Genomic DNA, 17,012 nt, shown 5'->3' on the forward strand with positions numbered 1-17,012 from the left:
AACAAAACAATAAAAACAAAACAGGAAATCCACATGCAGAAAGCATCAAGCTGGCTACTCGCAGGCGTGCTCAGCACCTCGGTGACGACCTCTCAGGCCGCTACTCTGGAAGAACGCATGGCCGCGTTTGAAGCCCGTGCCAGCGCCGCGGAAAAGCGTGCAGCCGCAGCCGAGCAGCAAACCCAGGCACTTGCCAGGGAATTGCAGCAGATCAAACTCGCCACTCCTTCCTTGCAGCCCGCCGCGTCTACTGCGGCAGTAATTTCGGCGCCCGCTTTGGATACCCGACTGGCAAAACTCGAAGCCCGTCAGCAAAGTCTGGAGAAAGAGGGCAGTACCGGACACCTCACTGATGGGTTCAGCTTCAACGGCTACGCCCGCTCCGGATTGCTGATCAACGATGGGCTGGGTGGTGGTCGTGGCGGCCCTTATGCAACTCCTGCCGGTTCAGTCGGTGGTGCAGTCGGGCGACTCGGTAACGAAGACGACACCTACATGCGTATAGACCTGTCGAAAGAAATCTATGCGCAAAACGGCACCCGTTCCAAATTCACGGTCTCCATCGCCGACGGAGTGGAAAGTTCCAATGACTGGACGGCCGACGAAAGCAAACTGAACGTTCGCCAGGTATTCACAGCGCTTGACCATCTCGCTGCGTTCAAGGGCAATTCAGTGTTCGAGAACGCCACCCTGTGGGCAGGCAAGCGATTCGATAGAGATAATTTCGATATCCACTGGCTGGACTCGGACGTTGTCTATCTGGCCGGCACCGGGGGTGGAATCTACGATATGCAGATGAACAAGAATTGGCGCTCGAACTACTCTTTGATCGGGCGTAACTACGGGGATTTCAGTCAAGGCGATCTTAGTGCCGATGTGGAAAGCTACATCCTGACCTCCAACCAGTTCTTCGAGGATGGTCAGTGGCAGTGGATGTTCAATGCCATCGGCGCAAAGAAAAACGATTTCGCTACCCGAACCAATGCAGCGGGTTTGACGCCTGCGGATTCCGGCTTGCACAGCATGTTGGCCAATCACCAGAAAAACTTTTTCGGCAGGGAAGGCTTCTTCAAAACGGCGCTGCTCTATGGGCAAGGTCTGGGAGCTGAGGTCAAGAACGTCGGCTCGGATGGTGAACTGATTGATGATGCCCGCGCTCTGCGTCTGGCACTTTACGGTGAGACACCCCTTGCGCCTGACTGGCGCATCGGGCCCAGCTTGCTGGCCGAACAGAGCAAGGATAGATACGTCAAGGGTGACGACTACCGCTGGCTGACCCTGAACGTGCGATTGGCTAACAAAATCAACAGCAATTTCGAGATGGCCTACGAAGTAAGCTGGCAAACCATGAACCTCGACCCGAAGGACTATCTACAACGTAATGCGGTCGACGGTAACTTTTGGAAATTCACTGTCGCCCCGACATTCAAACCCGAGGTTGGAGATCTTCTTACCCGTCCCGAATTGCGAGTGTTCGCAAGCTTCATGAACTGGTCTTCGGATCTGGACAGTTTCAGTACCACAGACTCCTTTGGCATGACGGACTTCAAAGCCGGAGGTGTATGGCAATACGGTATACAAATGGAAACCTGGTTTTAATATTTGAACGTGTTCGGCCAACATCTGCTTGGAGGTTGGCTATGAGAACTTCTCTGACTTCAACAAACCCTGCCGTTCATCAAAGCGCATTGAGTAAGTGATTGCCGGTCGACGCTGATCAGCCAGCAGTTCCCTATGACAAAATATTGAGGAAATGACGATGGTATTGCCTCGCGCAATAGTGTTTGGCGAAGCCCTGACCGATCTTGTCCAAGGTACTCCTGGACAGTGGAAGGGCTACCCGGGTGGTGCTCCCTGGAACGTTGCACGAGCGCTAAGCCGCTTGGGTATCAGCAGCGCTTTTGCTGGATCGGTGAGCATGGATTCACTGGGTGACGAGATAGTTTCGCAGTCGGAAGCGGCAGGATTGGATATGAGGTTTATCCAACGGGTAGACCGAGATCCTTTGGTTGCCATCGTTCCATCGAGCCGTCCTCCAAGATATTTTTTTGCTGGAGAAGCCGATCTGTTTTTTGATCCGGACCTGATGCCCGAAGGATGGATCAACCAAGCAGAGCTGTGTCATTTCAGCTGCATCAGTTTGGCTCGACAGCCACTCGCAGACAGGCTGGTTAAAATTGCTCGGCAGGCCAAAGAAGCCGGTAAACGGATTAGCTATGATCCGAACTGGCGCAATTTGATGGATAGCCATTATCGGGAGCAGACCTTCCCTACGATGACCACCCTTGCTGACATGATTAAGCTTTCCGATGAAGACCTTCGGCAAATTTATCCAGGGCTGACAGAACACCAGGCAATGGATGAGCTTCGCGCTCTTAATCCTCAGGCGCAGATCCTTTTTACCCGAGGGGAACATGGGATGATTCTCCACACCCCGGACAGCCAACTCGATCAACCGGCTATTGCCGTGACGGTGGAAGACACGGTTGGAGCAGGAGACGCTTGTATGGCTGGTTGGCTTGCTGCGCAGTTGCTGGGGATCGCAGACTTGAGAGAGCGCCTGCAATTTTCAGCGGCTTGCGCATCCATATCTTGCCGCCATGCCGGAGCCCATGCTCCAGCGCTAGCTGATGTGGAAGGTTTGCTGCAGCTGCTAAAACATACTTGAGAATGGTTGCCGGCGCCGAGGAGTTGTCTAAGTAAAAAGACGCGGCACCGACCCTGGCCACAAGCGTTGCTGAGCTCGCAAGCTCGCCAAAAAAACCAGGCAAGTTCAGGTAGCGATCAAGTCGGGGTTCTGGGGCTCAATGATTACGCACGAGCGAAAGTTGCTCGGTATGGGCGTTGAGATCATTGCGGAGGTTGGCGAGCATACACTCTATTGCACGATTGCTGTTGAGCTTGGAACAGGGGATGCATGCGCCTGATCACACCCTCACACAAAGGAGGCGTCAGCAAGTTGAACAAGGTGCGCTCGCCATCGCCACTGCGCAAAACCGGTTATCCAGCGTGAATCGAATCATGGTCCGGAGGCTAAGCCAGTCCCGCGGAACTAGCTTGTGCCTTCTTGGATTGAACGCCAGGCGCGATGCTCGCTCAACATCAACGTCGCTATAGCAACCAGCACAGGTACAAAGGCAAGCGCACAGATAACGGTCCAACCGTATCGATTCAATATACCTCCCGATGCAAACGAGCCGAGCACCACGGCGCCAAAGACAATGAAATCATTGAGCGCCTGGACGCTGTTTCTTTCGCTTGTTTTATGGCACTGAAGGACGAGCGCAGAGGCGCCGACAAAACCGAAATTCCAACCAATCCCCAGAAGCACCAAACACAGATAAAAGTGGTAGGACTGCGCGCCGGAAAGCCCGACAGCAATAGAGGCGCCGGTTAACATCAACCCCATCAACACAACGCGGTTTGCTCCAAAACGGCGGATAAGATTTCCAGTGAAAAAACTGGGTGCGTACATTGCAATGACGTGCCACTGCAATGCCAGGTTCGATGATTCCAGTGAAAGATCCTCATGCTTCATTGCCAGTGGGGCCGAAGTCATCAGGAAATTCATCAAGGTGTAAGTTATGACGCCACAAAGCATGGCGTTGATGAGTCGAGGCTGCCGAACGATCACCGCAAGCGGGCGACCTGGAGTACGAACAGCCGCCTCATGGCGTGGCAAATCGACACCTGACAGCACCGCCGCCGAAACCACTGCCATTAATGCGGCTGCCGATGCATCGCCAAGACGGTTTACCCGGATGACGATGAACGCAGTGCTGCATTTGACAGGCCTCTCTGCCGACCCGTTGGCGCCTCTTACACACCGCCGTACTGATACACGGTCGCACTCCAATACTGGTTGCCGTTACCTTTTTGGCGAGCCCATCCGTCGGCTACCAGTTGATTGGCGATCATTCGATTCATAAAGCCATGACCGAGCAGCAGAACCGGTCCATCGCTGGCAAGGGACTGCAATCGTTTGGCTGCCACACTGGCGCGCATCCTCGCAGTGCCGGCGGATTCGACGTTGCGTGAGTAACCGCACAGCCATAAGACTCGAAGGATAAATGCCCAGGTAAACGGCGATAGCCTTGGCCGTTTCCAATGACCACAAGGCAGTTGTGCTTCGCAGAAAAGTGCGGCGACCAGTGCAGGCTTCAGGCCGAGCGCCTGGACGGAGGTCAGCGCACGAGGCGCGCTGCTTGAAACAATCACCGTGGCGGTTGAGGCGAGTTGCATACTGGCATGCGGGACCGGGTGGTGGGTAATTTCGGATCGGTCGTATTGCTCGATCCAGTCTTTCATCTCGAGCGCTGAGATTTTGTCGGTTGCGGCCAGTTCTGGCTGGCCGTGACGCATCAGGATGATTTCCCTGTTCACAAATTTACGTCCTTGTTCTGGTGTGTGGTAAATGACCAGGAAGTGCGGTTTCGGGAGCTCAAGGTACGCCTCGCGTGCCAGCACTGTTGTTTTCAAACCAGCCGTGATCACGGTACCACGCCACGGTGTCAGTGATTGTCAGCTCCAGCGCCCGGAAGCTCAGGCCAAGCTCCTGCTCGCTCTTGCGGTGGTTGAAGCAGGTGCGGTACTCCTCTCGTATCATCAGACGCAACGTGGCCATGCTCAGCAGAATGGGCTTGCCGGTAAGGCGCGCATAGATCTCCTGCACAGCCGCCAAGGTGTATAGAAAGGGGAACGGTAGTTGTCGAGAGGGTGTCTTGACGCCCGCTATACGTCCTAGAACAGGGACCAGCTGACGCATCGTCATATGCCGGCCCGCCGCGAGATAGCGTTCACCTCGTCGGCCATGCTTGGCGGCCGCGATCAGCGCCCATGCCACATCACGGGCATCGACAACGGAGAAGCTGCCAGGGATCAGCCCGGGCAACTTGCCGTTCACGACATCGTTGACCAATTGTCCTGAGGAGGTCGGGCCAATGTCGGCAGGACCCCACATCCAACCGGGCAGGACCATGCAGGCATGCATCTCGGGATGTGCTTCCAGGAACGTCAAGATGACGCGGTCGGCGAGGATCTTGCTGCGGTAATAGTCATCCGCGTCGGCATCGGCCCGCAGACAGGTCTCATCGATGGACGAGCCAGGTGCGCCGTCGAGCACGGCAATGGAAGACGTATGGATGAACCGTCGTATACCGGCGCGGTAAGCCTGGTGAATCAGGTCCCGCGTACCGGCGACATTGATCTTTTCGAGTTCCTTCCAGTGCCTGCCACCCTTGTAGTTATCGCGAAAGAACGCCGCGGTGTGAAACACCGTATCGCAGCCTTGCAGCGATGCTGCGAATGCGCCGACATCGGCCATGTCACCAACGACCAGTTCCACACTCGGCAGATTGTCGAACTGCTGTTCACCTTTGGCTCTTGAGCGGACCAGGGCTTTGACCGCGTAGCCACGAGCGACCAATTCACGCACCAGGTTGTTGCCCAACAAACCGGTTGCGCCAGTAACGAATGCACTGTGCATGGCTCAACCCTCGGCCGGATAGGCGAACGGCATCAGCACCGCACTGTCGAAGAAGGCCTCTTCACGAATGGCCAGGCCGTTTTTGAAGGTGAAATGTGCGGCGTAGTGCGCGGTAATATGGCGTCCATGAGGTGGAATCACCCGGTCTGGCAACACCAAGGGTGCGGCGAAGGTACCGGTCAGGAAGGCCGTCAGCGCCAAACGATCGTTACTGACGGCGAATGGGCTGAAAATCACTTGGGCATCGGGGAGCGCTTCGAACAATGCGATCTCTCGTTTGCGCATGGCTTCGCGACCGGTTTGAATCCCAGTGCTATCGAGGTAGATGAAGTCTTCGCAAACCAACGCAAGCATCGCCTCCACATCACGGCGATTGAAGGCTCTTGAGGCGCGTTCCGCATAGTCGTTGGGGCCAGTAGACATACAATCCGTTCCATTCGTTTCGAGGGGCTGTAGATATACCTTTGAGGCATCTCCCGAAAAACAGCGACTACTGCATAATGGCTTTGCACATATGCAGACCAGGGAGGACAGGACGCATGGCGTTGCAAGCAAATTGGGACGATCTTCGTCTGCTGTTGGCAGTCTCGCGGCGTGGCAGCTTCCTTCAAGCTGGCCAGTTGCTGGGTATCGCGGCGTCTACCGTGTCCCGCCGCCTGACCCAACTTGAGGTCGCACTGGGCGAGCCACTCGTCGAGCGGGGCGTTGAAGGATGCTGGTTGACCTCGCGGGGCCAATCCCTCGTGGAAGTTGCCCTGGCTGCGGAAGCTGGCTTGAGGCGTCAAACCGCTGCTGGCATATCCGAGCTGCACACAGAGCTATTTGGCAGTGTCCTGGTCAGTGCAGGAGAGGGGTTCTCGTCTTGTGTGCTGGAGGCCGCGAGTCGCTTCACTTCTCTGCACCCGCGTTGCTCGGTGGAGCTGATGGTAACAGCCGACTTTCACAAGATCGTCCGCGGCGTGGCAGACATTGCTGTGCGTACAGCTCATCTGGGTGAGCCGTCGCTGATTTATCGACCCATAGGCCGGCTCGCCTACGGTGTCTTCGCTGATGCAGGTTATCTGAAGCGGTTTCCAGGGGTGACCCTGGCCACGGCGGTCAATGTTGCCTTGCTTCCCCCGCTGGACATGTTGCCGCAAATGCGTGCGGCAAAGGCCGGTGGTCTGGACCGCACGCAGATCAGCGTGAACTCTTTCGCGGTGCAGCTCGAATCGGTGAGGCGAGGTATGGGGGTGGCTGTACTGCCCCGTATATTGGCGAAGGATCTGATCGGGTTGTTCCCGGATCTCCACCTTCCAGATATGGAGGTCTATCTGGTGACCCGGCCGCAGGCATTGAAGCAGGCTCACATCAAATGTTTTTTTGCCATCCTGGAGCAGGTGCTGCTCGAAGCTCTATCCATAGAAAATGTCGAAGGTTACCTCTGAGGGGGTGACCCGTGAGTATCGGAACAATAACGATCTCTACTGCGTACGGGTCACCGTGCAATAGACTGGGTTTTGCGATGAGCGTGGAGCGTGGAGCGTGGAGCGTGGAGCGTGGAGCGCTTATCAAATACCCACTCAAAGGATGAGCACAACCGCCGAGATAACTCACTAAACGTTTAATTCAATGAAAAGAGTGTGCGGGCACATCTATGAATAAACGTGAGAAGTGCGAAGGAGTCTACAAAATAAATTTACCATTATTTAATAATTAAATTGTCGATTGTCAGACAATTATTCCGCTCCGCCTGTTTTTTAGATGACAGTGCCTACAGCACACCTATTGTTTTCGGGCATTTGCTTGGGTAACACAATTTGACGTCAAAAAAGTAGTAGACGTTTGATTTCGAATTGTGTCAGTTTTCTTTCGCCTTCAATGGGCGAGTGATAAGGCGATCTCGCCAGAGATTGTCGCTATCTGACAAAAACTGTTCCATAGCTAAACAAGGAAGTGTGTTTATGTCGAAAGTAAAAGTCCACGCTATTGATTCCGCCGAACAGGCATTCCAGCCATTGCAAGCATTGGCTGTAGCCAGTTCTGCTTTCAACCAGATCAATAGCTTCAGCCATCAATATGATCGGGGTGGCAACCTCACGGTCAATGGCAAACCCTCGTTCTCCGTCGACCAAGCCGCCACCCAATTGCTGCGCGACGGTGCTGCCTACCAGGACAAGGACGGCAGCGGCAAAATCGAACTCACCTATACGTTCCTGACCTCGGCCTCGTCGAGCACCATGTACAAGCACGGGATTACCGGGTTCAGTCAGTTCAGCGCGCAACAAAAAGCCCAGGCTGTGCTCTCCATGCAATCCTGGGCCGACGTGGCCAATGTCACCTTCACTGACAAGACTGCCGGCGGCGACGGTCACATGACCTTCGGTAACTACAGCGGCGGCCAGGATGGCGCAGCGGCGTTTGCTTACCTGCCTGGCACAGGCGCCGGTTATGACGGAACTTCCTGGTACCTGATCAACAGCAGCTACACGCCCAACAAGACCCCGGACCTGAATAACTATGGCCGGCAAACCCTGACCCACGAAATCGGTCACTCCCTGGGCCTGGCCCACCCTGGCGACTACAACGCCGGCGAAGGCGCGCCGACCTACAGCGACGCGTCCTACGGGCAAGACACCCGCGGCTACAGCGTCATGAGCTACTGGAGTGAAAGTAATACCAGCCAGAACTTCAGCAAGGGTGGCGTCGAAGCCTATTCGTCCGGCCCGCTGATGGACGATATCGCAGCCATTCAGAAGCTCTACGGCGCCAACACCACGATCCGTACCAGCGACACCACCTACGGCTTCAATTCCAACGCCGGGCGCGATTTCCTCAGCGCGTCTTCATCGTCGGATAAAGTGGTGTTCTCGGTGTGGGACGCGGGCGGCAAGGACGCTCTGGATTTCTCCGGTTTCACCCAAAACCAGAAGATCAACCTCAATGAAGCCTCGTTCTCCGACGTTGGCGGCATGGTGGGTAACGTCTCCATTGCCAAGGGCGTCACTGTCGAGAACGCTATCGGCGGTTCGGGCAGCGACCTGCTGATCGGCAACAACGTGTCCAACGAGCTGAAGGGCGGTGCCGGCAACGACATCCTTTACGGCGCTGGTGGTGCGGACAAGTTGTGGGGCGGCGTCGGCTCGGACACTTTCGTGTTCGCGGCCAGCAGCGACTCGAAACCCGGTGCGGTTGACCAGATCCTCGATTTTGTCAGCGGCCTGGACAAGATCGACCTGACCGGCATCACCAACGGCGCAGGCCTGCATTTTGTCAGTGCATTCACCGGTGCGGCAGGCGATGCGGTGTTGAGCAATTCGGGCGGTAACAGCCTGTTGTCGGTGGACTTCTCCGGGCATGGCGTGGCTGACTTCCTGGTCAGCACCGTGGGCCAGGCGGCGTACTCGGACATCGTGGCGTGATGTGACGGGAGAAAGGAGGACGGCGCTTCATGCGCTGCCCTCTGTCCTCGCTGCGAACAAAGCTACGGTGCGGAGTAAAACGTCCCATGACGCAAAGCGTCTTTACCTGCAAAAACAGCGTGTGGCTATCGGCGGTGCTGATGATGTTTTTTGGAGATGTAACCATGGCAAACAGCCTGAAATTAGCGGACCCGTCGGAACTCGCCGGAAAATGGCAAGTCCGGGAAGGCTCGTCCGCGTTGTTGCAGGACCGACAGCCAAATGGTTGCCTGATTGAATTGAAACTGGACCAGACGCTGGGCGGGCAACTCGATTGTATGGTGCGCTGGCTGGGTCAGGCTCCCTCCGGCTGGTTTCCCGAGCCGGACGGGATTGCGTTGACCAACCATGAAGGTTCGAAAACAGCATTTTTCAGTCGACAGAAGAGTGAGTTTTATAAGCTGACATTGCCTGTTGGATTCAATGTGTCGTTGCAGCGAGCGCCAGAGTAAAAGCATCAGGTCAAGTTGGTGGCCCAATGCTTCTATCTAAAAAGTGGGTCTGTTCGTTTAACGAATGGCGTAATGGGTTGTGCCTGTGAGTAATCAACTCAAGGAAGATTAATGAAGATGGCGAAGACCACTCCTGCTGCACCTCTAGTTCGAGCGCTGGGTGATTACAAGGGTATTTTGATTAGCGTCGCCAGTTTCACCGCACTGATCAATATTCTGATGTTAGTGCCCTCTATTTACATGCTCCAGGTCTATGATCGGGTCTTGTCTTCGCAAAATGAAACGACATTGGCCATGTTGTCGCTGATGGTTGTCGGGTTCTTTGCCTTTATCGGTTTGCTGGAAGTTATTCGCAGCTTTATCGTCATCCGTATTGGCAGTCAGTTGGAGCGGCGCTTCAACCTGCGGGTCTATCAGGCGGCTTTCGAACGTAATCTGTACAAGGGCGAGGGTAACGCCGGGCAGGCATTGGGCGACCTGACGCACATTCGTCAGTTTGTCACCGGCCCGGCGTTGTTTGCCTTCTTCGATGCGCCTTGGTTTCCGGTCTACCTGTTCGTGATCTATCTGTTCAACGTCTGGCTCGGGGTCTTTGCCACGGCGGGTGCGGTGCTGCTGATCGGGCTGGCCTGGCTCAATGAGGCGATGACCAAAAATCCCTTGGGCGAAGCGGCGGTTTTTTCCCAGAAGTCCAGCCAACTGGCCACCAGTCACCTGCATAACGCCGAAACCATCCAGGCCATGGGCATGCTGGGGGCTTTGCGCAATCGCTGGTTCCAGGTGCATTCAGGTTTCCTCGGCCTGCAGAACCAGGCCAGTGACACTGGTGCCGTTATCAGTTCCTTGAGCAAAACCCTGCGCCTGTGTCTGCAATCCCTGGTACTGGGCCTTGGCGCCTTGCTGGTGATCAAGGGCGACATGACTGCCGGGATGATGATCGCAGGTTCCATCCTGATGGGCCGCGTCCTGAGCCCCATCGATCAGTTGATCGCCGTGTGGAAACAGTGGAGCGGCGCCAAACTCGCTTACCGTCGTCTCAATGCCTTGTTGCAAGCGTTTCCACCGAGTGACGATGCCATGGCGCTGCCTGCCCCGAAGGGCCGGATCAGCTTCGAACAAGTCAGCGCCGGTCCTCCGGGGCAACGTGCGGCGACCTTGCATATGGTCAATTTCAGCCTCGCTGCGGGGGAAGTGCTGGGCGTGCTCGGCGCTTCGGGTTCCGGCAAGTCGACATTGGCCCGGGTGCTGGTCGGTGTCTGGCCGACCCTCGGCGGTACGGTGCGGCTCGACGGTGCGGATATCCATCGCTGGAACCGCGACGACCTCGGTCCCTACATCGGGTATCTGCCACAGGACATCGAATTGTTCAGCGGCAGCATCGCGCAAAACATCGCGCGGTTCCGCGAAGCCGATGCACATAAAGTCGTTGAAGCCGCGCAGCAGGCCGGCGTGCATGAATTGATCCTGCGTTTGCCCCAGGGCTACGACACCGTACTCGGCGAGGACGGCAGTGGTTTGTCCGGTGGGCAGAAACAACGCGTGGCGCTGGCCCGTGCGCTGTATGGCCAACCGAGCCTGGTGGTGCTGGATGAACCGAACTCCAACCTCGACACCGTGGGCGAAGCGGCCCTGGCCGGTGCGATCGCACAAATGAAGGCCCAGGGTACCAGCGTGATTCTGGTCACCCATCGCTCCTCCGCGCTGGCCCAGGCCGACAAGCTGCTGGTGCTCAATGACGGTCGCTTGCAGGCATTCGGCCCGAGCCAGGAGGTACTCAAGGCACTTTCCGGCGCCCAGGAACAGCAACGTGAAAAAGCTGCACAGACACCGGGCGGGCTCAGCATGAGCCGGCAGTATCAGCCCACGACAAGGAACTCGGGTGTATGAGCCGCGCACACATGAGCAGTCAAAATGAAGCCACGATGGAACACGATTACCTCGCGGAACGTCCTGAGCGCGACGCACGTTATTTTGTCCGACTGGGCTGGATTCTGGCGATCGTCGGCGCTGGCAGTTTCTTCGCCTGGGCCAGTCTGGCGCCGCTCGATCAGGGCATTGCGGTGCAAGGCACGGTGGTGGTGTCGGGCAAGCGCAAGGCAGTGCAATCGATGAGCAGCGGCGTCGTTAGTCAGATTCTGGTGCGCGAAGGTCAGGTGGTGAAACAGGGCCAGCCGCTGTTCCAGCTCGACCGGACCCAGGTCGCCGCCGACGTGCAATCCCTGCAAGCGCAGTACCGCATGGCCTGGGCCAGCCTGGCGCGTTGGCAGAGCGAGCGGGACAACCTGAAACAAGTGAGTTTCCCCACCGAGCTGAGCAACGATCCCGATCCGCGCCTGGCGTTGGTGCTGGAAGGCCAGCGCCAGTTGTTCAGCAGCCGCCGCGATGCTTTCTCCCGCGAACAAGCGGCCCTGCGTGCCAGCATCGAAGGCGCCGGCGCGCAATTGGCCGGCATGCGCCGCGCCCGTACCGACCTGAGCGCCCAGGCCAACTCGCTGCAACAACAGCTGAGCAATCTTCAACCCCTGGCGGACAACGGCTACATCCCGCGCAACCGGCTGATGGAGTACCAGCGGCAGTTGTCGCAAGTTCAACAACAATTGGCAGAAAACACCGGCGAAAGCGGACGCGTGGAGCAGGGCATCCTCGAATCGCACCTGAAGTTGCAACAACACAGCGAGGAGTATCAAAAGGAAGTCCGTACCCAACTGGCCGATGCACAGCTCAAAAGCGTGACCCTGGAGGAACAACTGACCTCCGCCGGATTCGACCTGCAACACAGCGAGATCCTCGCCACGGCCGATGGCATCGCGGTCAGTCTTGGGGTTCACACGGTCGGCGCGGTGGTGCGCCAGGGCGAAATTCTGCTGGAGATCGTGCCCCAGGGCACGCACCTGGAAGTGGAAGGGCACTTGCCGATCAACTTGATCGACAAGGTTGGCACGCACTTGCCGGTGGACATCCTGTTCACAGCGTTCAACCAGAGCCGCACCCCGCGAGTACCAGGCGAAGTCAGCCTGATCTCCGCGGACCAGATGCTCGACGAGAAAACCGGCGCACCGTATTACGTGTTGCGCAGCAGCGTCAGCGATCAGGCCATGGAAAAGCTCAACGGTCTGGTGATCAAACCCGGTATGCCGGCGGAAATGTTTGTGCGCACCGGTGAACGTTCACTCCTCAACTATTTGTTCAAACCGCTGCTCGACCGGGCAGGCTCCGCGTTGACCGAGGAATAAGGATGTTCGGTTGTATGAATAAGCTTTCCATGCTTGGGGCGACACTCCTGCTGCTGGCGGGCAACCCGGCAGTAGCGGCCACGGGGCCGTTCGAGATTTACGAACAGGCTTTGCGCAACGACCCGGTATTCCTCGGCGCGATCAAGGAGCGCGACGCCGGCCTGGAAAACCGCGCCATCGGCCGCGCCGGGCTGTTGCCGAGGCTGGGTTATAACTACAACAAGGGCCGCAACTCTTCCAAGGCCACCTACTTGAACGAGCACCGGCAAAACCAGACCGACGACCGCAACTACAGCAGTTACGGTTCAAGCCTGACCTTGCAACAACCGTTGCTCGACTACGAGGCCTACGCCGCTTATCGCAAGGGCGTGGCGCAGGCGTTGTTCGCCGATGAAAACTTTCGCGGCAAAAGCCAGGAGTTGCTGGTTCGGGTGCTGGAGAACTACACCAAGGCCTTGTTCGCCCAGGACCAGATCGACATTGCCCTGTCCAAGAAAAAAGCCTTCGAGCAACAGTTCCAGCAGAACGAGCAGATGTTTCGCCAGGGCGAAGGCACGCGTACCGACATACTCGAAGCCGAGTCGCGTTATGAACTGGCAACTGCCGAGGAAATCGAGGCGCGTAACGAACAGGATGCGTCCTTGCGCGAACTGGGTGCGCTCGTCGGCGTGCCCACTATCGACATCGCCGATCTGGCGCCGCTGGAGCAGAACTTTCAGACCTTCACCCTGCAACCGGCCAATTACGACACCTGGCACGAGATGGCGGTGGCCAACAACCCGAACCTGGCCTCCCAGCGTCAGGCGCTGGAGGTGGCGCGCCACGAAGTCGAACGCAACCGCGCCGGGCACCTGCCCAAGGTCAGCGCCTACGCCACGGTGCGCCAGAACGAATCCGAAAGCGGCAACACCTACAACCAGCGTTACGACACCAACACCATCGGCATCGAAGTCAATGTGCCGTTGTATGCCGGCGGCGGGGTCTCGGCTTCGACCCGGCAGGCCAGCCGTGCGATGGAACAGGCCGAGTACGAATTGGACGGCAAGACCCGGGAAACCCTGATCGAGCTACGTCGGCAGTTCAGCGCCTGCCTGTCGGGGGTGAGCAAGCTGCGGGCCTATCAAAAAGCCCTGACTTCCGCTGAAGCGCTAGTGGTGTCGACCAAGCAAAGCATCCTGGGCGGTGAGCGGGTCAACCTCGATGCGCTGAACGCCGAACAACAACTGTTCACCACCCGCCGAGACCTGGCCCAGACCCGCTACGACTATCTGATGGCCTGGACCAAGTTGCATTACTACGCGGGCACCTTGAGCGAGCAGGATCTGGCTCGGGTGGACGAGGCGTTTGGCCAGGGGCCGAGGACTCGGTAACACCGCAGAACCTACACAAAAACAAAAAAGTGAGTGTTCAACATGGACGTACGCATCAAACCGGCCCCGGTCGGCATGCTGTTGCTTTTGATTGGCGCAGGCTCGGAACAGGCCGCCGCGGCCTGGCTGGACACCGGCACCCTCGGCGATCCCGCCAGTTGGCGCAGCGCCGAGTTTCAACGCGACTGGGGCCTGGGCCGGATGCAAGCCGATCAAGCCTACGCGGTCGGTATCACCGGTAAAAACGTGAAGATCGGCGCCCTTGATTCCGGCTTCGATTCCACCCATCCCGAATTCGCCACCGACCGATATCACGCGGTCATGGCCAGTGGCACTTATGTTGATGGCTCAGCGTTCAACGTCGACGGTTCGTTCAACGCCAACAACGACTCCCATGGCACCCACGTGGTCGGCACCATGGGCGCCTCCCGCGACGGTTTCGGCATGCACGGCGTGGCGTACAACGCACAAATCCATGTCGGCAACACCAACAGGAACGACAGTTTCCTGTTCGGCCCCAACCCCGATCCGCGCTACTTCAGCGCGGTGTACAACGCCCTGGCAGATGCTGGCGTGCGGGCGATCAACAACAGTTGGGGCAGTCAGCCACCTGACGTCAGCTACCGTACACTGGCCGATCTGCACAACGCCTACGCCCAACACTGGAATAAAGGCACCTGGCTCGATGCCGCTGCCGATGTGTCCCGCCGTGGCGTGATCAACGTGTTCAGCGCTGGTAACAGTGGCTACCCGAACGCCAGCGTGCGTTCGGCGCTGCCGTACTTTCAGCCGGATCTCGAGGGCCATTGGCTGGCGGTGTCGGGGCTGGACCAAAGCAATCGGCAGAAGTACAACCAGTGCGGCATCGCCAAATACTGGTGTATCACCACACCGGGGGCGAAGATCGACAGCACCATTCCCGGCGGCGGTTACGCGATCAAGTCCGGCACCTCGATGGCTGCGCCGCATGCCACTGGCGCGCTGGCACTGGTGATGGAACGCTACCCGTACATGAACAATCAGCAGGCACTCGAAGTGTTGCTGACTACCGCCACCCAGCTTGATGGCTCGGTCACTGATGCGCCGGACGGGCAGATCGGCTGGGGTGTGGCCAGCCTGGACAGGGCGATGCGCGGGCCAGGGCAATTGCTCGCGACGTTTGACGCCAACCTGGAGGCAGGGCAGAGCGATGTCTGGAGCAACGACATCTCTGACAAGGCGCTGATTCAGCGGCAGAGCGAAGACCTCGCCGAACACAACGCCTGGCAGCAAACCCTGCAAGACAAGGGTTGGCAGCATGGCGTTGCCGCGGGTGCCAGTCAGCAGGAGCAGTCCGACTACGCGGTCGGCATGGCCCGTGATGCAGCGGCAGCCAACCGGCTTTATCAGGGCAGCCTGATCAAATCCGGCGCCGGTCGCCTGATTCTCACCGGTGACAACACCTATCGTGGCGCGACCACGGTCAATGGCGGTCTGCTGACGGTCAACGGTTCGCTGACGTCGGCCGTTACCGTCAATCACCGCGGCACCCTCGGCGGTTCCGGCCGGATCGGCGCGCTGACCGCGCACAGCGGTGGTACCGTGGCGCCGGGCAACTCCATCGGCATCTTGAATGTGGCCGGTGACGTGACCTTCGAACCCGGTTCGACCTATGCGGTCGAGCTATCGCCAACCAGCAGCGATCAGATCATTGCGGGCGGTAAAGCAGTGATTGAAGGCGCCACCGTCAGCTTGGCGCTGGAAGACAGCCCGACGCTGCTGACCACCAGCGAGGCGAAATCCCTGCTCGGCATCCAGTACAACATCCTGCAGGCGGCTGGTGGCATCGAAGGGCGCTTCGGTGAGGTGGTGCCCAATTATGTGTTCCTCGGCGGTACCCTCGACTATTCGGTGAACGGTATTCAACTGGCGGTGGAACGCAGTGCCGCGTCGTTCGCCAGTGTCGGCCTGACGCCGAACCAGCGTGCCGTCGGCGCGGCTGCCGAGCATTTGGGCGCGGGCAATCCGCTGTACGAAACCTTGCTGCTGTCGCCAACCGCAGCCGTCGCGCAACAAGCCTTCCAGCAACTGTCCGGCGAGATTCACCCGGCGATCGGCACGCTGCTGATCAACGACAGCCGTTACCTGCGCGATGCGGTGGGCGAGCGTCTGCGTGAGCGCGATCTGTTCGATACCGGTGCACCGACCGATGATCGTAGCAACGCCTGGCTCAAGGTGCTCGGCGCCTGGGGCAAGAGTGACGGTGGGCATGACAATGCCGATTCCACCAGCGCCATCGGCGGTTTGCTGGCCGGTGTCGACGGCTTGGTCACTGAAGATACCCGGCTCGGTTTCGTGACCGGCTATAGCGACAGCTCGCTGAGTATGGGCGATGGCACGCACTCGTCGGCCTCGGTCGACAGCTATCACCTGGGTGCATATCTGGGGCATGAAATCGATGCCCTGCGCCTGAGCGTCGGTGGCGCTTATAGCTGGCATCGCATCGACGTCAAACGCGACCTGCAATTGGGCGCGGTCAGCGGCCAGCAGAAATCCAAACGCGATGCGACCACCGCGCAGCTGTTCACCGAAGCTGCGTATCGCCTCGATCTGCAACCCTTGGCGCTGGAGCCGTTCGCCAATCTGGCCTACGTGCACTTGCACAGCGACAGCTTCACCGAGAAGGGCGATGCCGCCGCGCTGAAGGGCGGCGAGGACAATCGCGACGTGCTGCTGTCGACGCTCGGCGTGCGGGCCAGCAAGGCCTTTGCGTTGTCCGAGAACAAACAACTGGAACTGGCGGCCACGCTTGGCTGGCAGCACAACCTGAGCAATACAAGTTCTGAAAGCCACCTGGCTTTCGCCAATGGCAACAGCGGTTTCACCGTGCAGAGCGTGTCGCTGGATCGCAATGCTGCGTTGGTCGGCGCTCGGGCCGGTCTGGCGCTGGGCCGCGATACCCGGTTGAGCCTGGACTACAACGGACTGCTTGGCTCAAAGGAAAAGGACCACGGTGTGGGCCTGACCCTGGCCTGGCAGTTCTGACTTGAAGG

General features: G+C 58.2%; 13 protein-coding genes. 9 read left to right on the forward strand and 4 right to left on the reverse strand.

Annotated elements, in window-relative coordinates; genetic code table 11:
* The first annotated feature begins 33 nt into the window (after positions 1-33).
* On the forward strand, positions 34-1,599 hold the full coding sequence (locus WHX55_RS11345) for a carbohydrate porin (protein ID WP_353742617.1): 1,566 nt from the start codon (positions 34-36) through the stop codon (positions 1,597-1,599).
* Between the two features lie 160 nt (positions 1,600-1,759).
* Positions 1,760-2,668: a carbohydrate kinase gene (locus WHX55_RS11350; protein WP_353742618.1), complete on the forward strand. Its 909-nt coding sequence runs from the start codon at positions 1,760-1,762 to the stop codon at positions 2,666-2,668.
* Positions 2,669-3,052: 384 nt separating this feature from the next.
* On the opposite strand, the gene WHX55_RS11355 is transcribed toward WHX55_RS11350, so the two are convergent.
* The 4 genes from WHX55_RS11355 to WHX55_RS11370 all read right to left on the reverse strand — a co-directional run bounded on the left by WHX55_RS11355 (position 3,053) and on the right by WHX55_RS11370 (position 5,908).
* Positions 3,053-3,721, reverse strand: coding sequence for an MFS transporter (locus WHX55_RS11355; RefSeq protein WP_353742619.1), 669 nt, complete (start codon positions 3,719-3,721; stop codon positions 3,053-3,055).
* Positions 3,722-3,819: 98 nt separating this feature from the next.
* Positions 3,820-4,362, reverse strand: a complete 543-nt coding sequence (locus WHX55_RS11360; protein WP_353743043.1) for a histidine phosphatase family protein — start codon at positions 4,360-4,362, stop codon at positions 3,820-3,822.
* Positions 4,363-4,441: 79 nt separating this feature from the next.
* A complete protein-coding gene (locus tag WHX55_RS11365) occupies positions 4,442-5,485 on the reverse strand; it encodes an SDR family oxidoreductase (RefSeq protein WP_353742620.1) in 1,044 nt (347 codons plus the stop codon).
* Positions 5,486-5,488: 3 nt separating this feature from the next.
* Positions 5,489-5,908 (reverse strand): nuclear transport factor 2 family protein, encoded by a 420-nt coding sequence (locus WHX55_RS11370; RefSeq protein WP_353742621.1) that lies wholly within the window; start codon positions 5,906-5,908, stop codon positions 5,489-5,491.
* A 116-nt stretch (positions 5,909-6,024) separates the two neighbouring features.
* Here WHX55_RS11370 and WHX55_RS11375 point away from each other — a divergent pair, with 116 nt between their 5' ends.
* The 7 genes from WHX55_RS11375 (at position 6,025) to WHX55_RS11405 (ending at position 17,004) form a co-directional block, all read left to right on the forward strand.
* Positions 6,025-6,912, forward strand: coding sequence for a LysR family transcriptional regulator (locus WHX55_RS11375; RefSeq protein WP_353742622.1), 888 nt, complete (start codon positions 6,025-6,027; stop codon positions 6,910-6,912).
* Between the two features lie 516 nt (positions 6,913-7,428).
* Positions 7,429-8,886 (forward strand): serralysin family metalloprotease, encoded by a 1,458-nt coding sequence (locus tag WHX55_RS11380; protein WP_353742623.1) that lies wholly within the window; start codon positions 7,429-7,431, stop codon positions 8,884-8,886.
* Positions 8,887-8,972: 86 nt separating this feature from the next.
* On the forward strand, positions 8,973-9,377 hold the full coding sequence (locus tag WHX55_RS11385; RefSeq protein WP_353742624.1) for an AprI/Inh family metalloprotease inhibitor: 405 nt from the start codon (positions 8,973-8,975) through the stop codon (positions 9,375-9,377).
* A 111-nt stretch (positions 9,378-9,488) separates the two neighbouring features.
* A complete protein-coding gene (locus tag WHX55_RS11390; RefSeq protein ID WP_353742625.1) occupies positions 9,489-11,264 on the forward strand; it encodes a type I secretion system permease/ATPase in 1,776 nt (591 codons plus the stop codon).
* Complete coding sequence (locus WHX55_RS11395) at positions 11,261-12,610, forward strand: HlyD family type I secretion periplasmic adaptor subunit (RefSeq protein ID WP_353742626.1); 1,350 nt, start codon at positions 11,261-11,263, stop codon at positions 12,608-12,610. The genes WHX55_RS11390 and WHX55_RS11395 overlap by 4 nt, the downstream gene beginning before the upstream one ends.
* 2 nt (positions 12,611-12,612) lie before the next feature.
* Entirely contained in the window at positions 12,613-13,980 is a 1,368-nt protein-coding gene (locus WHX55_RS11400) for a TolC family outer membrane protein (protein ID WP_353742627.1), read from the forward strand.
* Between the two features lie 75 nt (positions 13,981-14,055).
* Positions 14,056-17,004 (forward strand): autotransporter serine protease, encoded by a 2,949-nt coding sequence (locus WHX55_RS11405; RefSeq protein ID WP_257605496.1) that lies wholly within the window; start codon positions 14,056-14,058, stop codon positions 17,002-17,004.
* Positions 17,005-17,012 lie beyond the last annotated feature (8 nt).

The sequence above is a fragment of the Pseudomonas fluorescens genome, from assembly GCF_040448305.1.
GTDB classification, from domain to species: domain Bacteria; phylum Pseudomonadota; class Gammaproteobacteria; order Pseudomonadales; family Pseudomonadaceae; genus Aquipseudomonas; species Aquipseudomonas fluorescens_BH.

Bases quoted from the DNA above. Each gene is read 5' to 3' on its own strand.
- WHX55_RS11370 (WP_353742621.1), bottom strand. From the start codon at position 5,908: ATGTCTACTGGCCCCAACGACTATGCGGAACGCGCCTCAAGAGCCTTC.
- WHX55_RS11355 (WP_353742619.1), bottom strand. From the start codon at position 3,721: ATGGCAGTGGTTTCGGCGGCGGTGCTGTCAGGTGTCGATTTGCCACGC.
- WHX55_RS11390 (WP_353742625.1), top strand. From the start codon at position 9,489: ATGAAGATGGCGAAGACCACTCCTGCTGCACCTCTAGTTCGAGCGCTG.
- WHX55_RS11345 (WP_353742617.1), top strand. From the start codon at position 34: ATGCAGAAAGCATCAAGCTGGCTACTCGCAGGCGTGCTCAGCACCTCG.
- WHX55_RS11400 (WP_353742627.1), top strand. From the start codon at position 12,613: ATGTTCGGTTGTATGAATAAGCTTTCCATGCTTGGGGCGACACTCCTG.
- WHX55_RS11375 (WP_353742622.1), top strand. From the start codon at position 6,025: ATGGCGTTGCAAGCAAATTGGGACGATCTTCGTCTGCTGTTGGCAGTC.
- WHX55_RS11350 (WP_353742618.1), top strand. From the start codon at position 1,760: ATGGTATTGCCTCGCGCAATAGTGTTTGGCGAAGCCCTGACCGATCTT.
- WHX55_RS11380 (WP_353742623.1), top strand. From the start codon at position 7,429: ATGTCGAAAGTAAAAGTCCACGCTATTGATTCCGCCGAACAGGCATTC.
- WHX55_RS11360 (WP_353743043.1), bottom strand. From the start codon at position 4,362: ATGCGTCACGGCCAGCCAGAACTGGCCGCAACCGACAAAATCTCAGCG.
- WHX55_RS11385 (WP_353742624.1), top strand. From the start codon at position 8,973: ATGACGCAAAGCGTCTTTACCTGCAAAAACAGCGTGTGGCTATCGGCG.
- WHX55_RS11395 (WP_353742626.1), top strand. From the start codon at position 11,261: ATGAGCCGCGCACACATGAGCAGTCAAAATGAAGCCACGATGGAACAC.
- WHX55_RS11365 (WP_353742620.1), bottom strand. From the start codon at position 5,485: ATGCACAGTGCATTCGTTACTGGCGCAACCGGTTTGTTGGGCAACAAC.
- WHX55_RS11405 (WP_257605496.1), top strand. From the start codon at position 14,056: ATGCTGTTGCTTTTGATTGGCGCAGGCTCGGAACAGGCCGCCGCGGCC.